Annotated in this window: 22 protein-coding genes; 17 read left to right on the forward strand and 5 right to left on the reverse strand. The window is 40.9% G+C overall.

Going from position 1 to position 24,319, the window contains the following annotated elements; all coding sequences use genetic code 11:
- Both LBQ60_05110 and LBQ60_05115 read right to left on the reverse strand, forming a co-directional pair.
- Positions 1–1,260: formylglycine-generating enzyme family protein (locus tag LBQ60_05110; GenBank protein MDR2037283.1), on the reverse strand; the 1,260-nt coding region annotated here is incomplete at its 3' end.
- 20 nt (positions 1,261–1,280) lie between these two features.
- Positions 1,281–1,697, reverse strand: a complete 417-nt coding sequence (locus LBQ60_05115; GenBank protein ID MDR2037284.1) for a hypothetical protein — start codon at positions 1,695–1,697, stop codon at positions 1,281–1,283.
- 455 nt (positions 1,698–2,152) lie between these two features.
- Between LBQ60_05115 and LBQ60_05120 the strand changes: the two genes are divergently transcribed.
- Genes LBQ60_05120 through LBQ60_05130 form a run of 3 tightly spaced genes read left to right on the forward strand, consistent with a single transcriptional unit; the run spans position 2,153 to position 4,230 of the window.
- Positions 2,153–2,617 (forward strand): hypothetical protein, encoded by a 465-nt coding sequence (locus tag LBQ60_05120; GenBank protein ID MDR2037285.1) that lies wholly within the window; start codon positions 2,153–2,155, stop codon positions 2,615–2,617.
- A 12-nt stretch (positions 2,618–2,629) separates the two neighbouring features.
- Positions 2,630–2,800, forward strand: coding sequence for a hypothetical protein (locus tag LBQ60_05125; GenBank protein MDR2037286.1), 171 nt, complete (start codon positions 2,630–2,632; stop codon positions 2,798–2,800).
- Positions 2,797–4,230, forward strand: coding sequence for a DUF5723 family protein (locus LBQ60_05130; GenBank protein ID MDR2037287.1), 1,434 nt, complete (start codon positions 2,797–2,799; stop codon positions 4,228–4,230). The genes LBQ60_05125 and LBQ60_05130 overlap by 4 nt, the downstream gene beginning before the upstream one ends.
- Positions 4,231–4,453: 223 nt before the next feature.
- Here the strand turns inward: LBQ60_05130 and LBQ60_05135 are convergent, their stop codons facing one another.
- Positions 4,454–5,413 carry a DMT family transporter gene (locus LBQ60_05135; GenBank protein MDR2037288.1) on the reverse strand — a complete coding sequence of 320 codons (960 nt, stop codon included), beginning with the start codon at positions 5,411–5,413 and terminating at the stop codon, positions 4,454–4,456.
- 851 nt (positions 5,414–6,264) lie between these two features.
- On the opposite strand from LBQ60_05135, the gene LBQ60_05140 reads away from it, so the two are divergent.
- Both LBQ60_05140 and LBQ60_05145 read left to right on the forward strand, forming a co-directional pair.
- Positions 6,265–7,608, forward strand: a complete 1,344-nt coding sequence (locus tag LBQ60_05140; GenBank protein MDR2037289.1) for a DUF4419 domain-containing protein — start codon at positions 6,265–6,267, stop codon at positions 7,606–7,608.
- 162 nt (positions 7,609–7,770) lie between these two features.
- Positions 7,771–8,721, forward strand: coding sequence for a hypothetical protein (locus LBQ60_05145; protein ID MDR2037290.1), 951 nt, complete (start codon positions 7,771–7,773; stop codon positions 8,719–8,721).
- Between the two features lie 118 nt (positions 8,722–8,839).
- Here LBQ60_05145 and LBQ60_05150 read toward each other — a convergent pair whose 3' ends face one another.
- Positions 8,840–8,947, reverse strand: coding sequence for a DUF2945 domain-containing protein (locus tag LBQ60_05150; GenBank protein MDR2037291.1), 108 nt, complete (start codon positions 8,945–8,947; stop codon positions 8,840–8,842).
- A 115-nt stretch (positions 8,948–9,062) separates the two neighbouring features.
- On the reverse strand, positions 9,063–9,752 hold the full coding sequence (locus LBQ60_05155; GenBank protein MDR2037292.1) for an SMUG2 DNA glycosylase family protein: 690 nt from the start codon (positions 9,750–9,752) through the stop codon (positions 9,063–9,065).
- Between the two features lie 424 nt (positions 9,753–10,176).
- Here LBQ60_05155 and LBQ60_05160 point away from each other — a divergent pair, with 424 nt between their 5' ends.
- The 12 genes from LBQ60_05160 to LBQ60_05215 all read left to right on the forward strand — a co-directional run bounded on the left by LBQ60_05160 (position 10,177) and on the right by LBQ60_05215 (position 24,157).
- Positions 10,177–10,497 (forward strand): RNA-binding protein, encoded by a 321-nt coding sequence (locus LBQ60_05160; GenBank protein ID MDR2037293.1) that lies wholly within the window; start codon positions 10,177–10,179, stop codon positions 10,495–10,497.
- A gap of 497 nt (positions 10,498–10,994) precedes the next feature.
- Positions 10,995–12,134 (forward strand): DEAD/DEAH box helicase, encoded by a 1,140-nt coding sequence (locus tag LBQ60_05165; protein ID MDR2037294.1) that lies wholly within the window; start codon positions 10,995–10,997, stop codon positions 12,132–12,134.
- Between the two features lie 9 nt (positions 12,135–12,143).
- Positions 12,144–12,578, forward strand: a complete 435-nt coding sequence (locus tag LBQ60_05170) for a cold shock domain-containing protein (GenBank protein MDR2037295.1) — start codon at positions 12,144–12,146, stop codon at positions 12,576–12,578.
- Positions 12,579–12,842: 264 nt separating this feature from the next.
- A complete protein-coding gene (locus LBQ60_05175; protein MDR2037296.1) occupies positions 12,843–13,529 on the forward strand; it encodes a ferredoxin family protein in 687 nt (228 codons plus the stop codon).
- A 76-nt stretch (positions 13,530–13,605) separates the two neighbouring features.
- A complete protein-coding gene (locus LBQ60_05180; GenBank protein MDR2037297.1) occupies positions 13,606–14,823 on the forward strand; it encodes a radical SAM protein in 1,218 nt (405 codons plus the stop codon).
- The gene (locus LBQ60_05185; protein ID MDR2037298.1) at positions 14,816–16,390 is read left to right on the forward strand and encodes a polyprenyl synthetase family protein; all 1,575 of its coding nucleotides are present in this window, start codon (positions 14,816–14,818) and stop codon (positions 16,388–16,390) included. The genes LBQ60_05180 and LBQ60_05185 overlap by 8 nt, the downstream gene beginning before the upstream one ends.
- 98 nt (positions 16,391–16,488) lie before the next feature.
- Positions 16,489–17,352: a hypothetical protein gene (locus LBQ60_05190; GenBank protein ID MDR2037299.1), complete on the forward strand. Its 864-nt coding sequence runs from the start codon at positions 16,489–16,491 to the stop codon at positions 17,350–17,352.
- 298 nt (positions 17,353–17,650) lie between these two features.
- Entirely contained in the window at positions 17,651–18,469 is an 819-nt protein-coding gene (locus LBQ60_05195; GenBank protein ID MDR2037300.1) for a KilA-N domain-containing protein, read from the forward strand.
- A gap of 25 nt (positions 18,470–18,494) precedes the next feature.
- Complete coding sequence (locus LBQ60_05200; GenBank protein ID MDR2037301.1) at positions 18,495–20,351, forward strand: squalene--hopene cyclase; 1,857 nt, start codon at positions 18,495–18,497, stop codon at positions 20,349–20,351.
- 27 nt (positions 20,352–20,378) lie between these two features.
- On the forward strand, positions 20,379–21,581 hold the full coding sequence (locus LBQ60_05205) for a PQQ-like beta-propeller repeat protein (protein ID MDR2037302.1): 1,203 nt from the start codon (positions 20,379–20,381) through the stop codon (positions 21,579–21,581).
- 78 nt (positions 21,582–21,659) lie between these two features.
- The gene (locus tag LBQ60_05210) at positions 21,660–22,868 is read left to right on the forward strand and encodes a PQQ-binding-like beta-propeller repeat protein (GenBank protein ID MDR2037303.1); all 1,209 of its coding nucleotides are present in this window, start codon (positions 21,660–21,662) and stop codon (positions 22,866–22,868) included.
- An 86-nt stretch (positions 22,869–22,954) separates the two neighbouring features.
- The gene (locus tag LBQ60_05215; protein ID MDR2037304.1) at positions 22,955–24,157 is read left to right on the forward strand and encodes a PQQ-like beta-propeller repeat protein; all 1,203 of its coding nucleotides are present in this window, start codon (positions 22,955–22,957) and stop codon (positions 24,155–24,157) included.
- Positions 24,158–24,319 lie beyond the last annotated feature (162 nt).

A 24,319-nucleotide genomic window follows, 5' to 3' on the forward strand; every position in this document is an offset into this window, starting at 1 on the left:
ATCAGATATATTGATTTCGGAAAATGGTAGCATGCTGTTTTTTCGGAATGAAACCCTCAAAGTCGAAGTGGGGTATCTGGAACTGCCTCCCCGAATCACTTTTTGGGTTCCAGTATCCGGGCCTTTCGGATTCACCTGGGGATTACTGTTCAAATTTCCGTGCCAATCGCTGCACCATTCGTAAGCATTGCCACTCATATCGAAAATACCCAGTTCGTTGGGTTGCTTTTTGCCCACTTCGCGCATTTCTTTACTGTCAATTAACCCTTCCGACATGTTATACCACCCAACATCATTGGCTTTATTGCTTCCGCTGTATTTATATCCTTTGCTTTTCACTCCTCCTCGGGCGGCATACTCCCATTCCGCTTCAGTAGGCAGACGATACTTTTTCCCGGTTCGGTCATTGAGTTTATCGATAAATTCTTGTGCAGCATTCCAGGTGACATTTACTACCGGCAAATTATCCCCTTTATTTATCGAAGGATTACTTCCCATGATAAGCTCCCATAAGGCTTGGGTTACTTCGTACCTGCCGATATAAAAGTCGCTCAGTGTTACCTGATGAGGAGGATTATTCATCGTGAATGTCCCCCCTTGCACAAATACCATATCAACAAGTCGAATTAATTTAAAACGCCCGGCTGCAATCTGTGCTTCAGGTGTACCGGCATAATCGCGGATGAATCGTTCCAATTCAGCCATATCTTCCGTATCTTTGATTTGTTCCCATGTATCACGAGGTTGAAGATCGTTTTCACGTTTCTGCATATCATTCAAAATGTTATGGGCAATACCGGCTTTCGCCGATTGGGGATATGAAGCAAGATATCCGCGCAGATCGGTTTGACTTGTTTGATCGACTTTGACCCATGCTTCCTGTGCATGCAATTCGTTATTCAAATGCTCTTCCACAGCATACACTTCTTCAACTTTTTCCATCACGGCTTTGTCCGCATTGGTACGGTTGTAGTCCAGATATTTCTTAACCTCTTCTCGTAATTGTTGAAAATATGCGCTTTGCATATCATCGTAGTTGCAAAGTTTATCCAGGCTCAAAATACGTAGGTATGAGATCTGATGCGACCATTTTCCTAGTGATGCCTGGGTTTTATCCAGATGTTCCAGTGCGTCGGAATAACGGCCTTCGCTATATGCCGTTTCGGCATTTTTCAGTTCCATGCGCGCCCGTAACTCATCCTGTGCAAACATAGTGATGCCTGCAAGCAAAAATAAAAATACAGTTATCGTCTTTTTCATAGAGTTTTAATATTTGATGTTCAATCCCAGAAACTATCTTTCTTTTTTGCCGGTTCGGAAGAACCCCCGGTTCCCCGGAAATCACCGCCGGAAGCGTTGGTATTGGTTGTTTTGGGTTTACCTTTGTAAACAAGCTTCCGAATATTCACTTCTCCCACTTTTGCTGTCTCGGTAAATTTATTCAGTGTCTGTTGTGCCTGTTCGTGGGTAGCGAACCAATCCACAAGCATGATTTCACCTGTACCGTCCGTATCGTTTATTTCTCCGACAAAAGCATTTTCGAAGTTGCCCCATGCATCATCCAGATTACTCTGTGATTGTTGCACTTTACGATTGTTTGCGGCAATGTTGGTTGCTTTGAGATCAGCCGCTTTTTGGCTGCATTCCGTTATTGTGGTGCTATCAGGAATATCACTTATGTTCACAGTTATCTTCATCTGTCGCTGTTGAATACAGATACAAAAATAAGATAAAAACTCTAAAATAGACATATATATTTGTACTGTGTATTGATATATCCATATCAGGAAAAAAGCTGTAAACCGGTTACATGTATATCATTATCACTGAAAATGATCAGCATAAATAATGGTATCCATATAAAATCTATATATTTGCAGGTATAAATATACATTCAACCCGTTATATTTCAGAAGCTATACCACTTATAATTTTACGGGTATTATGTCTCATATTTGTAGAATATAGGATGCGCTTCAACAGAATTCAAGCAAGTTTGATTCTGTTTTCAGCTTTCACTATATTTGTAGGATATAGGATGCGGTTCGGTAATTTTTCGAAAACAAGTTATCTATAATTGCCTCCACCTTTCGTTATATTTTTAAAATATATCACTCATCTTTGCGTTTCAATATTAAAATATTCCAAACTAATGCATAGAGCCTTTACTTATTGTCTGCTTCTGATTACGGTCTTTTATTTGCATTCATGCATCAGGAATATCGATTCTTTTCCTGATGAAGTATCCATATCGCCTTCGTTGAGCCTCTCCATTGGTACCGGAGTTTTCAATACCGAAAAAGATTTGTTGCCTGTAGGCTTACCGGAAATAAACATAGGTGAGAATGTACCCTCCTGGGCCAGATATAAAGTGATTAGTATTCATGATTCTGTTACTTTCAGTATATCGGAAATATTTGATAATGTCGACTCTGTCAGATTAATCGCATTTAAGGTGAATATCTGGAATCAATTTCCTGCGAAAGCAAAGCTTCAGGTCTATTTTTGTGATGATACCGGGATCAGGTTAGATTCACTGTGGCATGATGCACCTTTGGATATTGCCCCGGGAGAATTCGACTCTTCGGGAAAACTATTGAAAGAATCATATGCCTAATCGTATGTGGAGATGACCGGGAAACGGCTTGAAACCTTACGTCAGATAGAGTATTGTCCTTTTATATCATACGTATACCTGGAAGGAATATCACCGGAGACCATCAACCGGTTCGACGATTATTCGCTGACCTGCCAACTAGGGGTAAGAACAGATGTCGACTTTACAATTGACTTGAAATGAGTAGTATAAGAAGGGTATTCATTTGTTTTTGTATCAGCTTTATTGCCATCGGATTTGTATTTTCCCAGCAAAGCCATACTTTGTTTTTTCAGCACCTGAATCCTCAAAGCAATGTGGTCAATCCAGCCATCATGAGTCCGTGTCCGGTCTTTTTCAGTCTGCCGCTACTGGGATCGATCCATCTGAATGCCAATTCCACCGGATTCAACTATGCCGACTTATCGAAAGACAAAACCCTTGACCTGGGATCACTGGTGAGTCAACTCCATGCCGTTGATTTTGTCACTGCAGAATTTCATTATACCCCCTTTAGTTTCGGTATTTACCTGCCCAATGATGATTATCTCAATATTACATGGTCCGAAAAAGTCGATGTCAAAGCTTTTTATCCGAAAAAACTAATTGATTTTGCTGCACGGGGAAATACACAGCATTTAGGGAATCCTCTTAAAATAAAATCTCCCGGCTTAAATGCAGTATATTACCGTGAATTATCCGTTGGGATCGCACGCGAGGTTTCCCGTGACCTGGATATAGGCATTCATGCAAAAATCCTGTTTGGTCAGGCAGGTGTTTTTACCAGAAGGGGGAAAATGGTAATCGACAGTAACAGTACCACTTATGATTTTACGGCGGACTGGGATTTTGGGATCGATGCCTCTTTTCCACTGGATATTACCCGGGATGTGGACGGATATGTTTCCGATCTTGATGTGGGCGATGTGAAGTTTCCATCAGCTGTACTGACGTTTAAAAATCCGGGGATTGCTTTTGATTTCGGTTTCGTTTATCATACAGGCGATCTGGTTTTTAGCGGAAGTATACTGGATCTGGGATTGATGTATTGGAGTAAGGATACACGCAAGTTCAGGCAAAACGGACAATTTACCTTTTCAGGAGCCAATATTACGGACGGTTTAAATTCCAGCGATTTTTTTAGTGAGATGAAAGACTCATTAAAAAACCAGTTGAAGGTAACTGATACAAATAGCGGATTTTTGACATTTACCACTCCTAAAATATATGTCGGGGTAGTAAAACCGGTGAACGATCTTATTAGTCTTGGAATCAATGCCCGGACAGATATTTATCCCGGGAGGCCGGTTGCAGGATTATCATTCCAGGCGATTGCCTCACCGGGAAGATATACACAATTTTCCCTCAGCTATTCCTTGATGAATTATTCATTTGTAAATGTAGGGGCCGGAATTACGGTCGGAGGCGACCGTTTCCAGTTTTATGCCGTAAGTGATAATATACTTGCATTTTTTACCCCGGAGAAAGCCAGAAACGGAAATATCAGATTTGGGTTCAATTTTTTTCTGGGCTGTTCGGAGGGTAAAAGTAACCAAAATGGTAGATCGGGTTCAGGAGTGTGTAATTGGATACTAAAAGAAGAAAACAGGGAAAAGAGGTATAAAAAGCTATAACCCCGATGCGGTATTTAAATTACGAATTACGAATTACAAATTACGAATTACAAATTGCGAATTACGAATTACGAATTATGAACTTTTAAAAATTCCAAAAGGTTTATTGAAGGCAATCTTGAATCTTAAATTTTGAACCTTGAACCCTGAAAGCTAATTTTGACTTTTTCGAATCGTCTTTAATAAGAATAATACAAACTTATTTTGATCGATTATCAGAACATCAATGTGATACTTTTTTTTGTCGGTTTTTATGCTTTTTGACCGGTAGTTTTGGGAAAAGTTTCCTGAAACGTACCATATAAGTTTTGATGTTGCTTCCTGCAATGATCAAAGTTACTGCCATAATGATCAGTATGATCCCCAGGATCAGCCTGAATGTCAGGGACTCTCCAAAGATGCTCACTCCAATGAACACGGCTGTTACCGGTTCCAAAGCTCCCAGGATAGCCGTCGGAGTGGAGCCGATATACTGAACGGCCTTGGTGGTACACAAAAAAGAGATGGCAGTCGGAAAAACAGCCAATGCGAGCAGGTTTCCCCACAAGTACCATTTATCTGCAATATGCAGGCTTTTACCGAAATCGACCCGGACTAAAAATAAGGTTAATCCGAAAAGTAATACGTAGAAAGTCAATGTAAGGGTGGCCATATTTTTAAACATCGGCTGGTTGACCCCTACGATGTAAATGGCATAAGTAAGTGCCGATACCATAACCAGGAGTGTTCCGGTCAGGCTCAGGGTCGTTCCGTCCCCGTTTTTATAAAGCAGGGCGATACCTCCCAATGCCAGGAGGATACACAAAATAGTTTGTAGTGTCAGTTTCTCCCTGAAACCAAATGCCATGATCAGTGCTACCATGATCGGATAGACAAACAGGAGCGTCGAGGCAATCCCGGCATCCATGTAGTTATAACTCTGGAACAACATCAGGGAGGAAGTGGAAGCCAGTATCCCCATTACGATCAATGGAAATATCTCCTTCCGTTTTAAATTGAAACTCCGTCCCCTTGCCTTGATCATGATACCCAATATGGGAATGGCGAACAGGTATCTGAAAAACAGTACCGAATCCGGATCCATCCCTGCTTTATATAGCGGGAGTGCAAATAATGGATTCATGCCGTAGGTAGCCGCGGCAACAGCACCCAATAAATATCCCTTGACTTTGGCTTGATCCATGAATTGAAATTTACGGCAAATATATTCCAGTTTTCAGATATTTCTTTATTGTATTTTCGATTAGAAAGTCAGAAAGCAGAGACATTAATGATTGATGATTGATTATTTTAAGTCGAAAAGTATGAATGTTCATAAAGTTTGAAAGTTTATAAAGTTTGAAAGTCAGAAAGTTTATAAAGTTTGGATATCCCACACATTAGTTTTTAACATTATAACTTTATGAACTTTTTTGCTTTTCATTTTATATTCATCACTCGCTGACGCTCATGACGGCTTACGCTTAGTTCATTGTTTAAAGTTAATCATTCAAAGTTCATTGTTAATTCTCCATTCTCCATTCTCCATTCTCCATTATTTCGTTCATCATTACTCGCTGACGCTAAGTTTTTCATTAATGTTTTTTTTAAAATTGATTTATTGTTTACATTGCAAAAAAATATAACGTTGATCATATGGAGGATTCACTATTGACCAATTCAAGATCTTTTTTCCTAAAATGTGTATTTTTTGTATTTTTTGTAACATGTTCGTTCTACGTATTCCCGGGCGATTTCGGTCCTGCTTTGGTTATTGTGAACGGTAAGCCGGTACCCAATGGATTTATACAACATCTTGCACCCGAACATATTGCTTCTTTCAAGATTTTGAAAGGGAAGGAGGCTACTGATCAATATGGTCGAAAAGGGAAAAACGGAGTAGTACTCATTACCTTAAAAGATACCGGAGAAAATATTTCCCGTTCGGTTCGAGAGAAAATGAAACAAGAGAAGAAGATATCTTCCCGGAAGGATGCCATTAATAATGATTCCGGGGAGGAAAATCACCACATATCCAATGATACTATCCGAAGTATGATAGCTGTTAATCCTGGTGTTACATTCAAAATAGAGCATCTGAAAACCCCCTGGTACTTACTTCCGATGAACGATACGGAATCTGTTTTTAAGAACCTGGCATCTCCCGATTTCACTCAGGCAAAACCGGATACGGGAAAGATAATTGCTCGTAGTAGTCATGTTGGAAGATTGGTTGAATATAAAGAACATCCTTTTTTCCAGGGAATGTATGCCGCGTATGCAGATCACCGGCCATTTATCCTGTCGCCCGATATGATCTGGTTATTGATATCGCAGGGATTTGCACGGCATGTGACCCATAATGCAGAAGAATTACGTTCCCGGTTTGTGGATTTTTCCGGCCAGACCACCTTGATTGTCCGTAATGATCAGGTAAAACTTGATGATGACGCTCACCGTTGGGAAGAGATATTTCCGGAATTTACGAAGCAGATCCGGGAACATATAAAGGAACCTTCTCTGGTCGATATACTTACTTCGGATTTTTCCACTACCGATCCTGTATCCAGGATAGCATCGGAAATTACCATTATGGAATCCATGAAGCCTTATTTTGAATTTGTTACTATGCGTATTATTTGCGGAATACCGAAAGTTACATTAGAGGGTACTACTGAAGACTGGGAAAGGCTTTTGGAAAAGGCGCGATATTTAAGGAAATATAACCTTGACTGGTGGCTCGATGAAATAGAACCGTTATTGGAAGAGTTTGTCCGTGCATCAAAGAAGAAAATAGATAAACGTTTCTGGCGGAATATGTTTAAATTCCATACTTTAAAGCAATATGGTTCTCCTACCGTAATAGACGGTTGGATCGTTAAGTTTTTCCCTTATGATAAAGAAGGCAGGCGAAATGACCTGAAATCAATCAGTAATGTAAACAGGTTACCTTCCGAGTTAGTCAAGGTAGATGTAAAATATATTGAAGTATTTCAAGATACGACCATAGTTACTCCGTTGCAGTTTTGGGCCGGATTTATCGGATTACAGCAGGATTCGGAAAATTATTCGTTGAGGCCGGAAATCGGATGGTTGGTCAAGATAAAAGGAGAAGATAGCCATCGGACAAAAAAAATGCTGGAAAGAGAGAAAGCTTCTTTATGGAGTGGTGGGATGAGTATTCGGGTGAGTACAGTACCGGAGGAAATATTGGAGATGGAAGAGATCAGGGAGCTTTCCATTGATTTTACAGGTAAAATACAGATACCACAGGAAATGAAACAGATAAAAATCGATAGGTTGAACTTATCAGGTGAGGTATCCGAAACTGAAATCAAGAAAATTCGTGAATTGTTCCCTGATACTGAATTAATTATCAACAGAAAAAAAATACCCTGATACCAATCAATTCGTCGGATATGCACTTTTGTTACCATTCTTATAAAACGACATCTGTTCCTGTGAGCCCATCATAGGTAACTTCAAATTTATCTGAACCTTAGGTTGGTAATCATATATGATTAACTTTACGACGCATTGAACCCTCAATTTGAATACACAATGATCGATCTGTTATTAAAAAACAACGAAATATATAGCGTACAAAGTGTTGATGAAATAGTCGATGAGAAATTGGATTTTTTGGTGATCCAATTTCATGATTATACCCCGACGGACCTCGAATGGCTGAAGAAAAATTTTGGACTTGATTTCTCCATCATGTCGCATTATGAAGATATTGAAATCAGTTCCCACTTTCTGGAAAAGGAAGACCAGGTATCTTTTCATTTTTCGATTCCCTATTACAACCATGAGAAGAAAATGGTAGAAGAACCGGTATTCTTTATGGTATCGGCCAATCGTTTGTTCTTTTTTATGAGTTCCGTTCTTGATGAATACTTAAATGAGCTGTATGCCGGTAAACTTTCAGATATGCTCCGGATAGCGAATATGAATATATCCAAACTTCCCCTGGAATTTATTTCCGATTATTATGCAGATATCACCGAAGACCTTGCCCGGAAGATCAAAAATATAGCAGGTAAAGTGCTGGTTGAGAATACTTTTTCCGATGAAGAAATGAATCTAATTACCAAGTACAGCTTTAACAATTTGCTGATAAAAGAGTCTGTGAATGAAGCCATACGGATATTCAGCCTATGTAGGAAAAGCGATTTCGGAAAAGATGGGCCGATGGAGGAGATGATTAATGCGGAGCAAAATGACCTGATGGTGGTATCTGATTACATCCAGTTCAATTTAGAACGCCTCAGGGATCTGAAGGACCATATCAATCATAAAACGGATTTTGAGCAAAACCGTATCTTCAAGATACTTACCGTAGCCACCATATGTATTGCATTACCCACACTGTTCGCCGGAATATACGGAATGAACTTCGAGGTAATGCCGGAACTTCAATGGGCTTTTGGGTATCCGCTTGCCATAGTCGTCATAATTTTATGCGCCATTCTGCCTTATCTTTATTTCAAAAGGAAAAAATGGCTGTAAAAAAGAAACTATCCTATTTCTATTCTTGAGTGAATCGGATATTGGGAGATAATAGTGATCCCATTGATATTTATGTATTCATCGGAAAAGACATCGTCTAAAAATACCAGGACTCTAATTACCGTTTTATTTTTGTAAGAGCCGCCGATCCTTTATGGACCGCAAAATGACCTGTTTTATCGCTTTTGATCTGAAATTGCGGGTCATTATCGGAGACTTGATGGATATAGCCCTTGTAATTAAAGTTCTAAGTACATATCCTGATAATTATTCCTGAAATCTTCACGTTTTTAGAAGTTTCAAATATGTATAAATAATATATTGTACGGAAGTACTCATCTTTAATTATTCAGTGTTAGGATATACTTGTTAATATACAATTGTTTTTCTTTGGATTTGTATTGTTGTATATATCTTGGATGTTCAAGCACTGTTAACTGATTGAATAGTTTTGCCTTTTTATTTAATTTTTCGATAAAAGCAGCATTTTTTATTCCCAATACAAAGACTTCGGAAGTATCTAACCCGAAGCTGGTATGTTTTCTTAACGAAGAGATCATAAAGTCTTCTGTCATCTTAAAAAGCAGCGGATCGTCATAGTAATTAGCATTGAGCCATTTTCCGTCTTTTGTCTGCCGGATGATTGCTAACGGAAACGGGGAGTTAATATAGAAATCCTGATAGAAATGTTCAGCACTGCCGTATTCATTTATCATTTCATACATAAAAACAGATGAGATTTCGTGGGTATATGCGGATTTCATTTTGATACCGCAAACGCTTTCCAGGCGTTTCGTATCGGTGAAAGGTATGCCGGTTACACCAGCACCATGCCTGCTCGGATTGATTCCTATGATAAATCTACGTTGTTTCGGATCATTGTAATACTTCCGGTAAAATTGTTCCATGACCTCTATCGTCTCGGGATTATCCCAGTAAGGGTTCATTACCCGGAATCCAGTGGGTAATTCACCTGTATACTCTAAATTCCGGTTGAATTCAATGATTTTATTTGAAAATAACTTTGTCATATACTTCCATAAAGCCGATTTCCCTACTTATCCTTTAATTTAAGGTGAATAACATTCTGAACTTCTAAGCAGTGATTGAGTAGGTTTGATAATGTTTTTATCCTTCCTGAACCGGTTTGTTTTACTTGGTTGATTTTGCTTTTTTTCCTTAAATTCCTAAAAATCCTGTTTCACTACAAATTTACAGGATTTTTGTTGAAATCTAGAGTTGTATTTAAAAGATGTTTCGGCTACATTGGCATGAATCAAATATTTAAAATAAAAAAATGAAAGAAAATCAAAAAAATAGATTATCTTTGCACCATATTTTATTTATCAGTTAAGTTTTTATTAAAAGTTTTTGAGTCTTTATATCTTACTACTGTTTTTTAAGTTATATTTTCCCACACTTCTTTTTGTAAGCACTCAACACAAATCATTTTTTATGAATATTTTTATTTCGAACCTTAATTTTAAGGTTCAGAGCGAAGATTTGAATGAAATTTTCGCAGAGTATGGTGATGTTTCATCTGCCAAAGTTATCACCGATAAATTCTCCGGTCGTTCCAGAGGGTTTGGTTTCGTTGAAATGGACGACGAGGAAGCGGCCAAGAAAGCTATTGCAGAGTTAGACGGAGCCGAATACGTCGGTAAAACCATCAATGTATCTGTGGCAAAGCCAAGGACAGAAAACAGAAACAACGACAGGAACAACGGGAGGCAATACGGTAACAATAGCCGTAGTAACTCCTGGAGCAGGTATTAAAAAGTGAAGGTAAAGGAGGAAAACCATTGGTTTTTCTCCTTTCATCGATCAAAAACTCCACGGTTCTAAAAGGAACCGGAATATAGATGTGGAATAATCACTAGGGCAACTTATCACTGAAGTAGCACAAGTGACCATCATAGTAAATAAAGAGTCAAAAATATCCTGTAATTGCAGCAGGAAGATTATCAATAGGGGAAAACATAATTCAGGTTTAAGGAACTCGGTGTATCTGTCGTGCAGATGAGAGTATATTTATCCTTACCATAAAATCAGCAGTGTAAAGAAAAGTATTTAAAGGTACTTTCTTTCCATGCAAAAATAATCTTGTACAAAACATCTCAGAACGATTTTGCATCATAGAACATGGATAAAGATGAGACATTATAAAGACGGTCTCATGCCTATGTATTTATGTTTGAATAAATCCTTACAAAAGAATGTTTGGATTTACATAATAATAACATTACTCATATTGAGTAAATACAAAATAAAGTATGACATTTAAAGAATTAAATATTATAGAGCCTGTATTAAAGGCATTAATTGAAAAAGAGTACACCATACCGACACCCATACAGGAGAAAGCCATTCCGGTAGCTCTCCAAAACCGGGATTTATTGGGATGTGCCCGTACCGGAACAGGGAAAACAGCCGCTTTTGCAATCCCTGTGATACAAAACCTTTTGAATCAAAGAAGCAGGGGAAAGGGTAGGAGCATAGAGGCTTTGGTCCTGACGCCTACCAGGGAACTTGCCTTGCAGATAAGCGATAATTTTACCTCTTATGCCCGGTATACTCATCTGAAACACGGTGTGGTATTTGGAGGAGTAAATCAAAACCCCCAGATCAATATGCTGGCAAAAGGGATAGACATCCTGATTGCCACTCCCGGACGATTGCTCGACCTGATCAATCAAGGATATGTACATCTGGATAAAGTCAGGCACTTTGTCTTGGACGAAGCTGATCGGATGCTGGATATGGGGTTTATAAGGGACATCCGGAAGATAATGCAACAATTGCCTGTTGAAAAACAAACATTGTTTTTCTCAGCAACCATGCCACCCGATATCGTTTCCCTTTCACAATCCATTCTGCATGATCCGGTAAAAATTGAGATAATTCCCGAACCATTTTCTACGGATACTATTGAACAGTTTGTGTATTTCGTAGAGAAGAAAGAAAAAGGTGAATTATTGATATCCCTGTTGGAAAAGAACAGGAAAGAATCCGTACTTGTTTTCTCACGTACAAAACACGGGGCTGATAAAATAGCACGTTCGTTATGTCGTGCAGGAATAGGAAGTGAGGCCATACATGGTAACAAAACACAGAATGCAAGGCAGAGGACACTTGCCAATTTCAAGACAGGAAAAACACGTGTGATGATTGCTACGGATGTAGTGTCGAGAGGTATCGATATCGATGAATTACCTCTTGTTATCAATTATGACCTTCCTGATATACCTGAAACTTATGTACATCGTATAGGCCGTACAGGAAGGGCCGGTAAATCGGGAAAAGCCTTTTCATTCTGTTCGCTGGATGAAAAGTCAATGATCAGAGATATACAAAAGCTGACCGGAAGGAAACTTAATATGGTAAGTTCCGGTAGTTCGAATAATCACCAATAAAAATAATAAATGGCAAGACCCGCATCATTCAATAAAAGGGAAAACGAAAAAAAGAAATTATCCAAACGACTTGAAAAACAGAAAAAGAAAGAAGAGCGAAAAATGTCTCCAAGCAAATCATTTGATGATATGATCGCTTACGTTGATGAAAATGGAATGCTTTCTGATGCACCTCCCGAGGTCAAAGAAAAGGAAGAGATCAATGTCGAAGATATTGCTATCTCCGTTCCCAAAAAAGCCGAAGAGGAAACTATTCGCAACGGAAAAGTGGAATATTTCAACAGTGCCAGAGGTTATGGTTTTATAAAGGATCTGGAGAGTACGGAAAAATATTTCTTCCATATCAAAAACAGTCCTGCCGGTATTAGGGAAGGCAACATGGTATCTTTTGAATTCCAGAAAGGTTCCGGAAAGAAAGATATCACGAATATCAAGATTGTATAAATGACTGATAATCTATTCTGAAAATACCGTCATGATAAAAAAACGGTTAAGAAAATTTTTCTTAACCGTTTTTTTATCAACATTCGGTCCATGTTTTGAATGATCTGATATTTTACCCTCAATTGTTATCCGGATATTTTTCGCTTTTACGCCATGTTTTTTCGTTTTCGGTAATTCATACCTTCAACTTTACTTTTATCTATTTATATTTGTTGCAATAAAACCACTAATACATATCTTTTGGGTAGTGATATAAACAAAAAAATGACCATATGTTCCTGTGTTTCCCGTTCGTTTATCGATAGGGACAAAGTGTCGGTATTGGCCTCTGTATTTAGGAACGATGGTTATGATGTGACTGTGGAGCCTGACCTGTGTAAAAAGATGATGCAACCTTCGACAGATGTCGAAGACCTGGCTTCTTCGATCATTCTGGCCTGTTATCCGAGAGCCATTCATTCCCTGTTCCATAAGTTCGGTATTGTACCGCATCAAACACTGGATATCCGGAATCATGATACACAGGATATTTTTGCCCGGTTGAATGTATCATTTTCAGGGCAGGGGGATGTTCCGGGAAAAGAAGCGGCAGAAAAAGAAATCCAATCATTCGCTGTGGAAACGGGAACCGACGCATGGTATCCGGTCATTGACAAGGATCGCTGTAGTGAATGCCGGCAATGCCATGATTTTTGTCTTTTCGGGGTATATGAGATTGAAGAAGGGGAGGTAAAGGTAAAACAACCGCAAAACTGCAAGAATAATTGTCCTGCATGCGCACGTATCTGTCCTTCCAAGGCTGTCATATTTCCCAAATATGAAAAATCACCGATCAATGGCGGACTAGAAGATGAGGAAATCGTATCCGTGGATATGAAAGCCGTGTATGCTGATGCACTCCGGACACGTCTGCAACAGCGTAGGGCAAGCGTTTCGTTATTAAAAAAATAAATTCAAAATTCCGGATTCAAAATTCAAGATTATTGAGACATTGAATCCGGAATTTTTAATCTTGAATTTTTAAATTTTGAATCTAAAAGAATATACATCCACCTTTAAAGCCGCCCTGAGGGTTCCAAGGACTTCTACGCCACGGTTGGTGTGGAAATTTATGTACAATTTCGGATGGCAGAGCATGAGGAATATCAGCCGTTTCGATAAAAGGATAAAAAAAGGAAAACCTTTCTTTCCGGCTTTTAATATGATTTCGGTTACTGAAAGTTGTAATCTGACATGTAGCGGCTGCTGGGTATCGGGTGCTGGTAAAAAGTCACTCAGCAACCAACAACTTGATGGGATCATCACAGCCAGCAAGAAAAAAGGTTCTTATTTTTTCGGGATATTGGGTGGTGAACCTTTAATGTACAATGGGTTACTGGATGTATTGGAGAAACATCCCGATTGTTATTTTCAATTGTTCACTAACGGGATATTGCTCACTGACGAAGTGGCCATGCGTCTCAAAAAAATGGGGAATATTACCCCATTGATCAGCATTGAAGGGCTGGAAGAGGAAAGCGATGCACGACGCGGCAGGAATGATGTGTACGAACGGACCTTATCCGGAGTGCGTGCCTGTCGTAAAGCAAAACTTATTTTCGGCGCGGCGGCAAGCATCTGCAAGAGCAATTATAATGACCTGGTGAACCGCGAATATATTGAATTGCTGGCGAAAGAGGGCGCACATTACCTGTGGTATTATTTGTATCGTCCTGTCGGTGCCGATCCGAAGCCGGAGAACGCACTGGATAAGGAACAAATCCGGGAATTCCGCAAGTTTATGGTCGAACAACGGAAGAGCGCCCCGTTATTTATCATCGAAACCTATTGGGATGACAAGGGCAATGCACTTTGTCCCGGAGCAACGGGGATGAGTCATCATATATCTCCATCGGGAGCAGTGGAATTTTGCCCTCCGTTACAGCTTGCAAAAGATTTTATTAATGAAGACGCTTCAAATCTTGCGGATATCTTTGAAAAATCCGAGTTCCTTGCAGATCTGCGCAAAATGACGGCGGAAAGTTCCCGGGGATGTATTCTTCTGGAAGATCCGCAGAAGATGGTACGGTTTCTTGAAAAATATCAGGCTGTCGATACCACAAGCAGGAAAACCGTACTGGAAGAATATAAAAAAATGACACCTGTAGCGGGACATAATATGGAAGGGGAAGAAATTCCCGAACAGAATACCGTATACCGGTTAATGAAGAAGAAGTACTTTTTTGGTTTTGGTGCTTATGGCTGATATATTGGAACATACTTTGGAAAAGCAGATATATACTGTACCCCCCACACACGAAGAACGTGACACGCTGCGGGAACAGATCATGTCTTTTGTGAAAGACCGGTCATTGATCCCGCCGTTATCGATGGAACTTCTTTCCGGTTTATCCGGTTTATTCATTGAAGAACAAGCGTTGGATCCTGCCATGAAAGGATGGATCATGGTAGAGATCAATAATTGTGTTTGGCAGGAAACCGTTGCATCTATCCCTTATGAAAAACGCATATTACTACTTCCCAAATGTTTGAGCAACTCATCCAAATGTCGGGCCGAGATAGATGAATTCGGACTCTTGTGCCATCGCTGCAACAACTGTTCTATTCCCAACCTGCAGGATGAAGCGGAAGATCTGGGTATGATGAGTATTGTGGCCGAGGGATTTACATCTGTAGTCGGATTGATTGAAAGCGGAGCCGTAGATACGGTGATTGGCGTAGGATGCCTTGACTCACTCGAAAAAGCATTCCCTTTACTGATCAATAATGCCGTACCCGGTCTGGCCATACCTTTGAACATATCGGGATGTAAAAACACCCAAGTCGATGATGAATATGTCAGCAGGATGATCCATATGCAATCCGGAAAGAAAGCAAAACTGCTGGATTATGATCATCTGAAATCCAATATAAAACGATGGTTCTCAAAAGGAAACCTTGATGCAAAACTTTCTCCTGCTTTGGACCATACCACTTCCGTAGCCCACGAATGGATGCAGGGTGAAGGAAAACGATGGCGGCCGTATCTGCTGGCAGCCACTTATATGGCCATGAAAGGAAACGAGAATATACCTGAAGAAGTACAACTGGCGGCAATTGCCGTAGAGTGTTTCCACAAAGCGTCTCTGGTGCATGACGATATTCAGGACAACGATCATCATCGTTACGGAAAGCAGACAGTAAACGCTGCGCATGGTGTTCCTATTGCTATAAATGTCGGGGATATATTGCTGGGTGAAGGATACCGGCTGTTGACACAGTGTAATAATATGGAACTACTGAAGGTAGCTGCCGAAGCGCATATCTCTTTATGCCGGGGACAGGGTATGGAATTGGAATGGAGCAGATCGCCGCGTTCGTTGACTATGGATTTCGTGTTGGATATTTTTTGCAACAAAACCGTTCCTGCCTTTGATGTAGCGTTGATACAGGGATTGATCAGTGCCGGCGATGACGAACAATTGCGCCATACTTTGCATCAGTATTCCCGGGCACTGGGTATAGCCTATCAGTTGGTGGATGATATAGAAGATTATCAGACGGACGAACCGTTGGCCTTGAGGCCTTCTGCCGTATTGGCCGTACTCTGCGAACAATATCCCGGCGATTTTACCGAATCCCTTCTGCAGGGCAACGAACCGAAAGTTTTCCTGAATCTTCCCGAAAACAAAGTGAAGCTACAGGAAGCCATCGATCAGGTAAAACAGATGGCAGAAGAGTATCAGCGTGCTGCATTCGAAGCATTGCAAAACTTGACCAACATCGAATTAAAAAGGCTTTTGTTCCGTGTTACAAAAAGAATACTAAAATAAATTCCGAATTCAAAGTTCAGGGTTCGATCAACTTTGAACCTTGAACTTTGAATTCGGAACGATGAATTTTTGAACCTTGAATTTTAATGACGATTTCGATGAAACTTTTTAAGACCCTGCAAAAAGGGAGAGAGCATCTGGGAGCGGAGGCACTCGGCAGGATTTCGTGTTTTGTCGATTCACAGCGGACGGAAAAGGACAGTTTTATGGATAAAAGCGGAAAGCCCGATATTTACTACACCCTATTTGGCTGGATGTTGTCCTACATATTAGGTATCCGCCTCGATCACCATAAAATGGAAGAATATCTGTCCGGACAAAATATTCAGGCGATGGATCTGATCCACTATGCCGCATTCATGCGGTGCCGGATGATTCAAAAGCTGATGACTGAAGGAAAAGCTGGATTTCTACTGAAAACGCTTTTCTCTTCTCCAACAAAAATAAAGGAAATACAGGATTTTACGGATTTACCCCATAATGATCCGCAATCGCCCTATACCCGTTTTATATGCTTGTCCTTACAGGAAGATACCGGACAAAAGATCAGGGATAAAGCTGAAATTCTGGAATCATTGAAAAGTTATCATGTTCCGGGAGGCGGTTATTCCAATATGAAGAATGGAACCTCACCCGGTATAAATGCAACTGTCGCAGCTTTGGCCGTGACCGGACAACTATTGGGTTACAAGCATAATGAAGATATCGATTATCTGCGGGAATCCCAGGATGAATCCGGTGGTTTCAGTGCAGCAAAAGAAGCGCCTGTTCCTGATATTCTCTCCACAGCTACATCACTTTTTATGCTGAAATGCTACGGCGTGCAGCCAAAATATGCCGGAGCAGATTTCATTGAAGCGCACTGGCTGGACTCAGGTGGATTTTCAGCCACGCTGGTTGAAGAGAGGAGCGACGTGGAATACACGTTTTACGGATTGTTGGCATTAGGAAGCATAATTTAATTGAGAATTGAGAATGGAAAGTGGAAAATGAAAGATAAAAGAGGACGATTATATCTCTTTAACGGATATGGTAAAAGCAAGAAATGGAGATTTTTTATTTCCGATTGGTTTAGAAACCGAAATTCAGTTGAATATTTCGGAATAAGGGAAAATATATGCAATCCTGATTTTAATTATGGCGAATTCGCCACAATTAAATATAATTAAGCGATAAGAATTAAAAATAATAGATTATAAGAGCGTATCATTGGTAGAAAAGAACGCTAAAGCGTTGGGAACATTCATAATTTAGTTGGAAATGGCAAAAGGAAGAACGCTACAGGTAAAGGAATCAACCATAATGGTTATCATGCAAAATGAAGCCGATTTTATCAGCTTGACTGATATGACGGCTGGTTTTACCGAAGGGAGCGGGCTTATTGGTAAATGGATAACTAATAAAAACACGTTGGAATATCTGGCAGTTTGGGAAAATATAAATAACCCTGATTTTAATTACCCCGAATTCGGGGTAATTGAACGTGAAGCAGGCACTAATCGGTTTATTATGTCTGTAGGGCAATGGATTGACCGGACAAAGGCTATTGGCATGCTCGTAAAAGCAGGACGCTATGGTGGCACTTACGCACATAAAGACATTGCATTTAACTTTGCCATGTGGTTAAGTCCTGAATTTCAAATTTATCTTGTTAACGAATTTCAACGATTAAAAGATGATGAGAATGATCGTCTGAAATTGGAATGGAACTTACAACGCACATTAGCCAAAGTAAATTATCATATACATACCGATGCCATTAAAGAAAATCTGATGCCAAAAAAAATCACACAACAACAGGCAAGTTTTGTTTATGCCAACGAAGCCGACTTGTTGAATGTTGCCCTTTTCGGCATTACAGCAAAAGAATGGCGGGAAAATCATCCAGATAAGAACGGAAATGTCAGAGATTATGCGACATTGGAACAATTGGTTGTTTTGAGTAATATGGAAAGTATCAATGCATTGCTTATCCGTCAGGGATTACCGCAAAAAGAAAGACTTATTGAACTGAATAAAGTTGCTATTACTCAAATGAAATCCTTACTTGAAAGCAACTCAATCAAAAAGTTAAAATAGGTAGATAACAAAAAATATCGATCACTTGGAAGAAAGTATAGATATGAAGGATGAACGAATAGATGAAATGATAGACGTTTTGCGGAAACAGCTTTTGGCAAAACAGGCTGATCCCGGCGCATTATGGCGGGGAAAGCTGTCATCGAGCGCCATTTCCACTTCCGTGTCGGTGTTTGCCTTGTACATGATCGATAAGGATAAATACAAACCCTATATCGAAAAGGGGGCGAAATGGCTGAAAGATACCATGCATGTCGACGGTTCGTGGGGCGATACCATTGAGAGTCCTTCAAACATGACCGCTACACTGCTCAGTTACGCCTCCCTTTGCGCCTTGGATATTCCTCCCGTAGAAACAAAGGAATATCTGACCGGTAAATTCGGAGGATCGAGCGATCAGCATATCATTAACGGAGTGCTTGCCTATTACGGTAAGGATCTGACTTTCTCCGCCCCGATACTGGTCATGTGTGCATTGGCAAATATTATATCCGGTTGGGATAAGATCCCCCAGTTACCCTTCGAAGTATCCGTGCTTCCTCAACGCCTGTTCCGTTTTTTCCGGCTTCCCGTAGTAAGTTATGCCATACCAGCCCTTATCGCTGTCGGGATACTCCGTTATAAAAAGGGAAAGAAAAACATCTTATCACCCATTCGTAAGTCTTTTATCAATAAGTCATTAAAAGTATTGGTCAAATTGCAGCCCGATAACGGAGGATTTCTGGAAGCGGCGCCCCTCACTGCCTTTGTTTCCATGTGTATGAGCGGTGCCGGTTACAAAGAGCACATCGCCACACAGAAAGCTGCCAAATTTCTGGTTGATACAGTACGTGAAGACGGTGCATGGCCCATCGACACTGATCTCTCCAGCTGGGTTACTATTTTAAGCATCCGGGCTTTGGATGATGATATCACCGATAAGCAAGCATTGTCCGGAACCATCAAACGAAATGCTTTTGCATTTAAACATCCCTTTACCGGTGCTAAGGAAGGTGGATGGGCATGGAGTGATCTGCCAGGAGCGGTGCCCGATGCTGACGATACTTCCGGTTCCCTGGTGGCCCTTCATATTTTGCAGGACGGGGTCTACTGTCCGGAAGTGGGAAAGGGAATAGAATGGCTCCTCGCATTGCAAAACAGCGACGGCGGGATGCCGACCTTCTGCAAAGGATGGGGCAAACTTCCTTTTGATAGGAGCAGTCCCGATATATCGGCTCATTCTTTGCTGGCTTTTGGATTATGGATGCCGGTATTGCCCGCAGACCTGAAAAAGAAATGCGAAAAAAGTAAACGCCGCATGTTGCGATGGATGCAGAAAATACAGGCTTCCGACGGATCATGGACGCCTCTATGGTTTGGCGATCAGGATGCCAAAGATGAACGTTCGTCGGTATATGGAACCACCATGACAGTGGAATACCTTGCCGCATCTTCCGAACCGGAAGCCAGTGAAATGGCGGAGAAAGGTCTTCGCTACATTCTTTCCGTACAAAACGAAGACGGCGGATGGGGGGGAGCGAAAGGCGTACGATCGAAAGTTACGCTGACGGCAAGGGCTTTAAGTGCTTTGTCGGTATGGAATTTAAAAGTTCAAAGTTCAAAATTCAAAGTTCAAAGTTCAGGGCAAAATCCGGAACCTGAAACTCGGAACTTTGACCCCGGAACTTCTATGAGCCATGCCTTTGATTTCCTTTACGGGAAATATCAGTCTGGAGAATTGTTCAGCCCCGAACCGATCGGATTGTATTTTTCCCGCCTCTGGTATTCGGAAGAGTTGTATAGTATTACATTTGTGCTAAATGCATTGAAAAAGTATAAAGATTCCGGGTTCAATATTCAAAATTCAAGAATAGAATCCGGAACCTCAAATGTTGAATTTTAAATCTTAAATTTTAAATATAAAAATTGTATGAAGTATCCATTCCTTTTATTCTCATTACTCGTTTCGTTGAACCTTTTCGCTCAAAACAACATTCAGTGGCGGAATGACCGTAGCGGTGTCTATACTGAAACGGGGCTACTAAAATCCTGGCCTGCCGACGGACCCAAAATGTTATGGCATTACGATGGATTGGGTGAAGGACATTCTTCTGTTGCCATTGACTCGGAGAAAATCTACCTGACAGGTATGACCGACGGAAAAGGATTTATTTATGTATTCGATATGAAAGGCAAACTACTGAATAAAAAAGAGTATGGTCCCGAATGGAATAAAAACTACAACGGATCTCGCGGTACGCTCACCCTCAACGGAGGAAAGATATACCTGGTCAGTGGTGTCGGCGACTTGTACTGTTTCGATCAGAACAGCCTCAATGTAGTATGGAAAAAGAACCTGCTGAAAGAATTTGATGCTTCCAATATCGAATGGGGGCTCAATGAAGCACCTTTGATCATCGACAATATGGTGATCGCTACTCCCGGTGGTAAAAAGAATAATGTAGTAGCCCTGGATAAGAATACGGGAACATTGATATGGAGCAGTCCCGGCGAAGGTGACCAGGCAGCTTATTGTTCTCCGCTCTATATTACAGACCAGCAGGTACCTCAGATTGTAACCATGACCGCCAATCATATTATAGGCATTGAAGCCTCAACGGGTAAAAAACTATGGTCGCACGAAAATAAAAACCGTTATTCGGTACATGCCAACACACCGGTTTACGGCAACAATATGGTATTGTGTACCAGTGGTTACGGCAGGGGTTCTACCATGCTTCGCCTGACCAACGGCGGAAGAAATGTCGAAGAAGCATGGTTCTCCAAGGAACTCGACAACCGGATCGGTGCCATGGTGAAAGTAGGTAATTACGTTTACGGATCGGGTGACAGCAACCGTTTCTGGTTTTGTGTCGACTGGAACACTGGCGAAATCAAATGGAAAGAAAAAGGGTTAGCCATGGGCAATGTCATTGCCAACGACGGTATGCTTTATTGCTATACCGATCGTGGTGATATGATCCTGGCTAAAGCCAGCCCTGAAAAATTCGATATAGTCAGTAGATTTCAGATCACCATGGGAACCGAGCAGCACTGGGCACACCCTGTAATATACAAAGGCATGATGTACATCCGTCATGGAAATACCCTGATGGCGTATGCCATTAAGTAGTTCAACGTTTGAAAGTTCAAAAATTCAGCGTTTAAAGCAAAACCCGGAACTTTGAACTTTGAATTTTAATAAAACCGTATGAAAAGATCATTCTTCATCCTTTTATCGCTTGCAGTGTTAAGTCTTTCCGCACAGGATAACATCCAGTGGCGCGGAACCGACCGTACGGGGATTTATAGGGAAACAGGCCTGATGAAGTCATGGCCCGCTAACGGCCCGGAAATGTTATGGCATTACGGCGGACTGGGTGAAGGACATTCGTCGGTTGCAATAGCTTCGGGTAAAATATATGTTACGGGTCTTTCGGATGGGAAGGGCCATTTATTTGTATTTAACAGCAAGGGGAAACTGTTGAATAAAATAATGTATGGCGATGAATGGACCGTAAACTATGTTGGAACAAGAGGAACCCCAACCATTGATAACGGGAAGATTTATCTGGTCAGTGGTATCGGTGATTTGATTTGCTGGGATGAAAACAAGTTGGATGTGTTGTGGAAAAGAAATATCTTCAACGACTTCGGATCAACAAATATAGCCTGGGGAGTCAATGAATCACCGCTCATCATCGGGGAAAAGATCATTGTTACACCGGGCGGAAAGGAACACAATATCGTTGCATTGAATAAGCACACGGGCGAACTGATATGGAGTAGCCCCGGAAAAGGGGATTTATCGGCTTATTGCTCTCCGCTTTATATAGAAGATCAAAGAACACCTTTGATCGTGACGATAACAGCCAGAAATATCGTCGGATTGGAAGCCTCCACCGGGAAAGTGTTATGGTCGCATGAAAGCGTCAATAAGAATTCCATACACGCGAACACACCCATCTATTCCGACAATATGGTCTTGTGTTCGAGTGTGGATAAAGGCTCTACCATGTTACGACTGACAGACGGCGGACGTAAAGCGGAAATAGTCTGGGAATTACCAGAATTAGACAATATGATGGGTGCATTGATAAAAACAGGTGGTTATTTCTACGGGTCGGGTTCCGGTTATAAAAACAAACTTTGGTATTGTGTCGACTGGAAAACCGGAGAAATAAAATGGAAAGAAAAGGTATTGTCGGCAGGTAACATTATTACAGCCGACGGAATGCTTTATTGCTATACCGATAAAGGCGAGATGGCGCTCGTGAAGCCGACCCCTGAAAAATTCGATATTGTCAGTCAGTTTCAGATCACCATGGGTACCGAACAGCACTGGGCGCACCCTGTAATACATAAAGGCATGATGTATGTCCGTCATGGAAATACCTTGATGGCATACGCCATCAAGTAGTTCAACGTTTTAAAATTCAACGTTCAATGTTCGAAAAATCAATGTTGACTTTGAATCCGGAACTTGGAATTTTTAAATTAAACCATATGAAAAAGTTAATTATTCCTCTGATCGTCCTCTTCGCATTAAACCTGTCTGCACAGGATGTGATTGAATGGAGATTTGACCGTACCGGGATTTATAAAGAGACCGGATTGTTGAAGAAGTGGGATGATAAAGGACCGGACCTGTTATGGCACTATGACGGTTTAGGCGAGGGATATTCTTCGGTTTCCATCAGTTCGGGAAAAATATATATTACCGGGATGACAGGCGATATCGGATATCTTTATGTATTTGATATGAATGGTAACCTGCTGGGTAAAAAGAAATACGGAACTGAATGGACAATCAGCCACAATGGCGCCCGTGGTACAGTGATACCCAATGACGGATATTTATATCTGGTTAGTGGTAATGGTGAGTTATTTTGCTTTGACGAATCAGGTCTGGATATCGTATGGCAGAAAAGCATGCGCGACTTCGGGGCTGAACCGCCAAGGCATGGGACAAATGAATCCCCACTGATTGTCGGAGAAAAACTAATCTTTACACCGGGCGGGAAAGAACACAATATTGTTGCACTGAACAAAAAGACAGGTGAGCTGATCTGGAGTTCCGAAGCCAAAGGTGATGTCTCGAGTTATTGTTGTCCTATTTACCTGGATGATCAGCAGATTCCACAGATCGTTACCATGACAGGACATCATGTGGTCGGTATCGATATTTCGAATGGAAATATGCTCTGGTCTTTCCCATTCACGAATCGCTTTTTCGAACATCCTAACACACCGGTTTATGGGGACGATATGTTACTCTGTACAAGTAGTTATGGTGTAGGATCCGTGATGTTGCGGCTGAAAGACGGAGGAAAAAATATAGAACAAGTATGGAGTTCTGTCGATCTTGATTCCAGAACAGGACACATGCTGAAGATAGGAGGGTATGCCTATGGCGCAGGCGATTACAAAAAAGGTAGCTGGTACTGTGTCGACTGGAAAACAGGCGAACAGTTATATAAAGATAAAACCATTGCTACCGGAGCGATCATTGCTGCAGATGGTATGCTATATTGTTACTCGGAAAAGGGGGAATTAGCACTTGTCCGGATAACGCCTGAAAAGTTCGATATGGTCAGCCAGTTTCCTGTTACCATGGGAACGGGACCACATTGGGCACATCCTGTAATACACAAAGGTGTGATGTACGTCCGGCATGGAGATACCTTAATGGCGTATGCCGTAAAGTAATTCAAAATTTCGGATTTAGAATTCAAAATTGTATAAAACCCGAAATCTTGAATGTTAAATTTTGAACCTTGAATCTTAAATATAACCGCATGAAATAACCATGAACATTACTGTTCACACACCGTAATGATTATCTATGGCGTATTTAGCTCCGCTGAGCCC

It is taken from the genome of Bacteroidales bacterium (assembly GCA_031275285.1).
GTDB lineage: Bacteria > Bacteroidota > Bacteroidia > Bacteroidales > UBA4181 > JAIRLS01.

What these genes read in the sequence shown, in the direction of transcription:
- LBQ60_05115 (MDR2037284.1), bottom strand. Translation starts at nt 1,697, where the DNA reads ATGAAGATAACTGTGAACATAAGTGATATTCCTGATAGCACCACAATA.
- LBQ60_05120 (MDR2037285.1), top strand. Translation starts at nt 2,153, where the DNA reads ATGCATAGAGCCTTTACTTATTGTCTGCTTCTGATTACGGTCTTTTAT.
- LBQ60_05125 (MDR2037286.1), top strand. Translation starts at nt 2,630, where the DNA reads ATGACCGGGAAACGGCTTGAAACCTTACGTCAGATAGAGTATTGTCCT.
- LBQ60_05130 (MDR2037287.1), top strand. Translation starts at nt 2,797, where the DNA reads ATGAGTAGTATAAGAAGGGTATTCATTTGTTTTTGTATCAGCTTTATT.
- LBQ60_05135 (MDR2037288.1), bottom strand. Translation starts at nt 5,413, where the DNA reads ATGGATCAAGCCAAAGTCAAGGGATATTTATTGGGTGCTGTTGCCGCG.
- LBQ60_05140 (MDR2037289.1), top strand. Translation starts at nt 6,265, where the DNA reads ATGATAGCTGTTAATCCTGGTGTTACATTCAAAATAGAGCATCTGAAA.
- LBQ60_05145 (MDR2037290.1), top strand. Translation starts at nt 7,771, where the DNA reads ATGATCGATCTGTTATTAAAAAACAACGAAATATATAGCGTACAAAGT.
- LBQ60_05155 (MDR2037292.1), bottom strand. Translation starts at nt 9,752, where the DNA reads ATGACAAAGTTATTTTCAAATAAAATCATTGAATTCAACCGGAATTTA.
- LBQ60_05160 (MDR2037293.1), top strand. Translation starts at nt 10,177, where the DNA reads ATGAATATTTTTATTTCGAACCTTAATTTTAAGGTTCAGAGCGAAGAT.
- LBQ60_05165 (MDR2037294.1), top strand. Translation starts at nt 10,995, where the DNA reads ATGACATTTAAAGAATTAAATATTATAGAGCCTGTATTAAAGGCATTA.
- LBQ60_05170 (MDR2037295.1), top strand. Translation starts at nt 12,144, where the DNA reads ATGGCAAGACCCGCATCATTCAATAAAAGGGAAAACGAAAAAAAGAAA.
- LBQ60_05175 (MDR2037296.1), top strand. Translation starts at nt 12,843, where the DNA reads ATGACCATATGTTCCTGTGTTTCCCGTTCGTTTATCGATAGGGACAAA.
- LBQ60_05185 (MDR2037298.1), top strand. Translation starts at nt 14,816, where the DNA reads ATGGCTGATATATTGGAACATACTTTGGAAAAGCAGATATATACTGTA.
- LBQ60_05190 (MDR2037299.1), top strand. Translation starts at nt 16,489, where the DNA reads ATGAAACTTTTTAAGACCCTGCAAAAAGGGAGAGAGCATCTGGGAGCG.
- LBQ60_05195 (MDR2037300.1), top strand. Translation starts at nt 17,651, where the DNA reads ATGGCAAAAGGAAGAACGCTACAGGTAAAGGAATCAACCATAATGGTT.
- LBQ60_05205 (MDR2037302.1), top strand. Translation starts at nt 20,379, where the DNA reads ATGAAGTATCCATTCCTTTTATTCTCATTACTCGTTTCGTTGAACCTT.
- LBQ60_05210 (MDR2037303.1), top strand. Translation starts at nt 21,660, where the DNA reads ATGAAAAGATCATTCTTCATCCTTTTATCGCTTGCAGTGTTAAGTCTT.
- LBQ60_05215 (MDR2037304.1), top strand. Translation starts at nt 22,955, where the DNA reads ATGAAAAAGTTAATTATTCCTCTGATCGTCCTCTTCGCATTAAACCTG.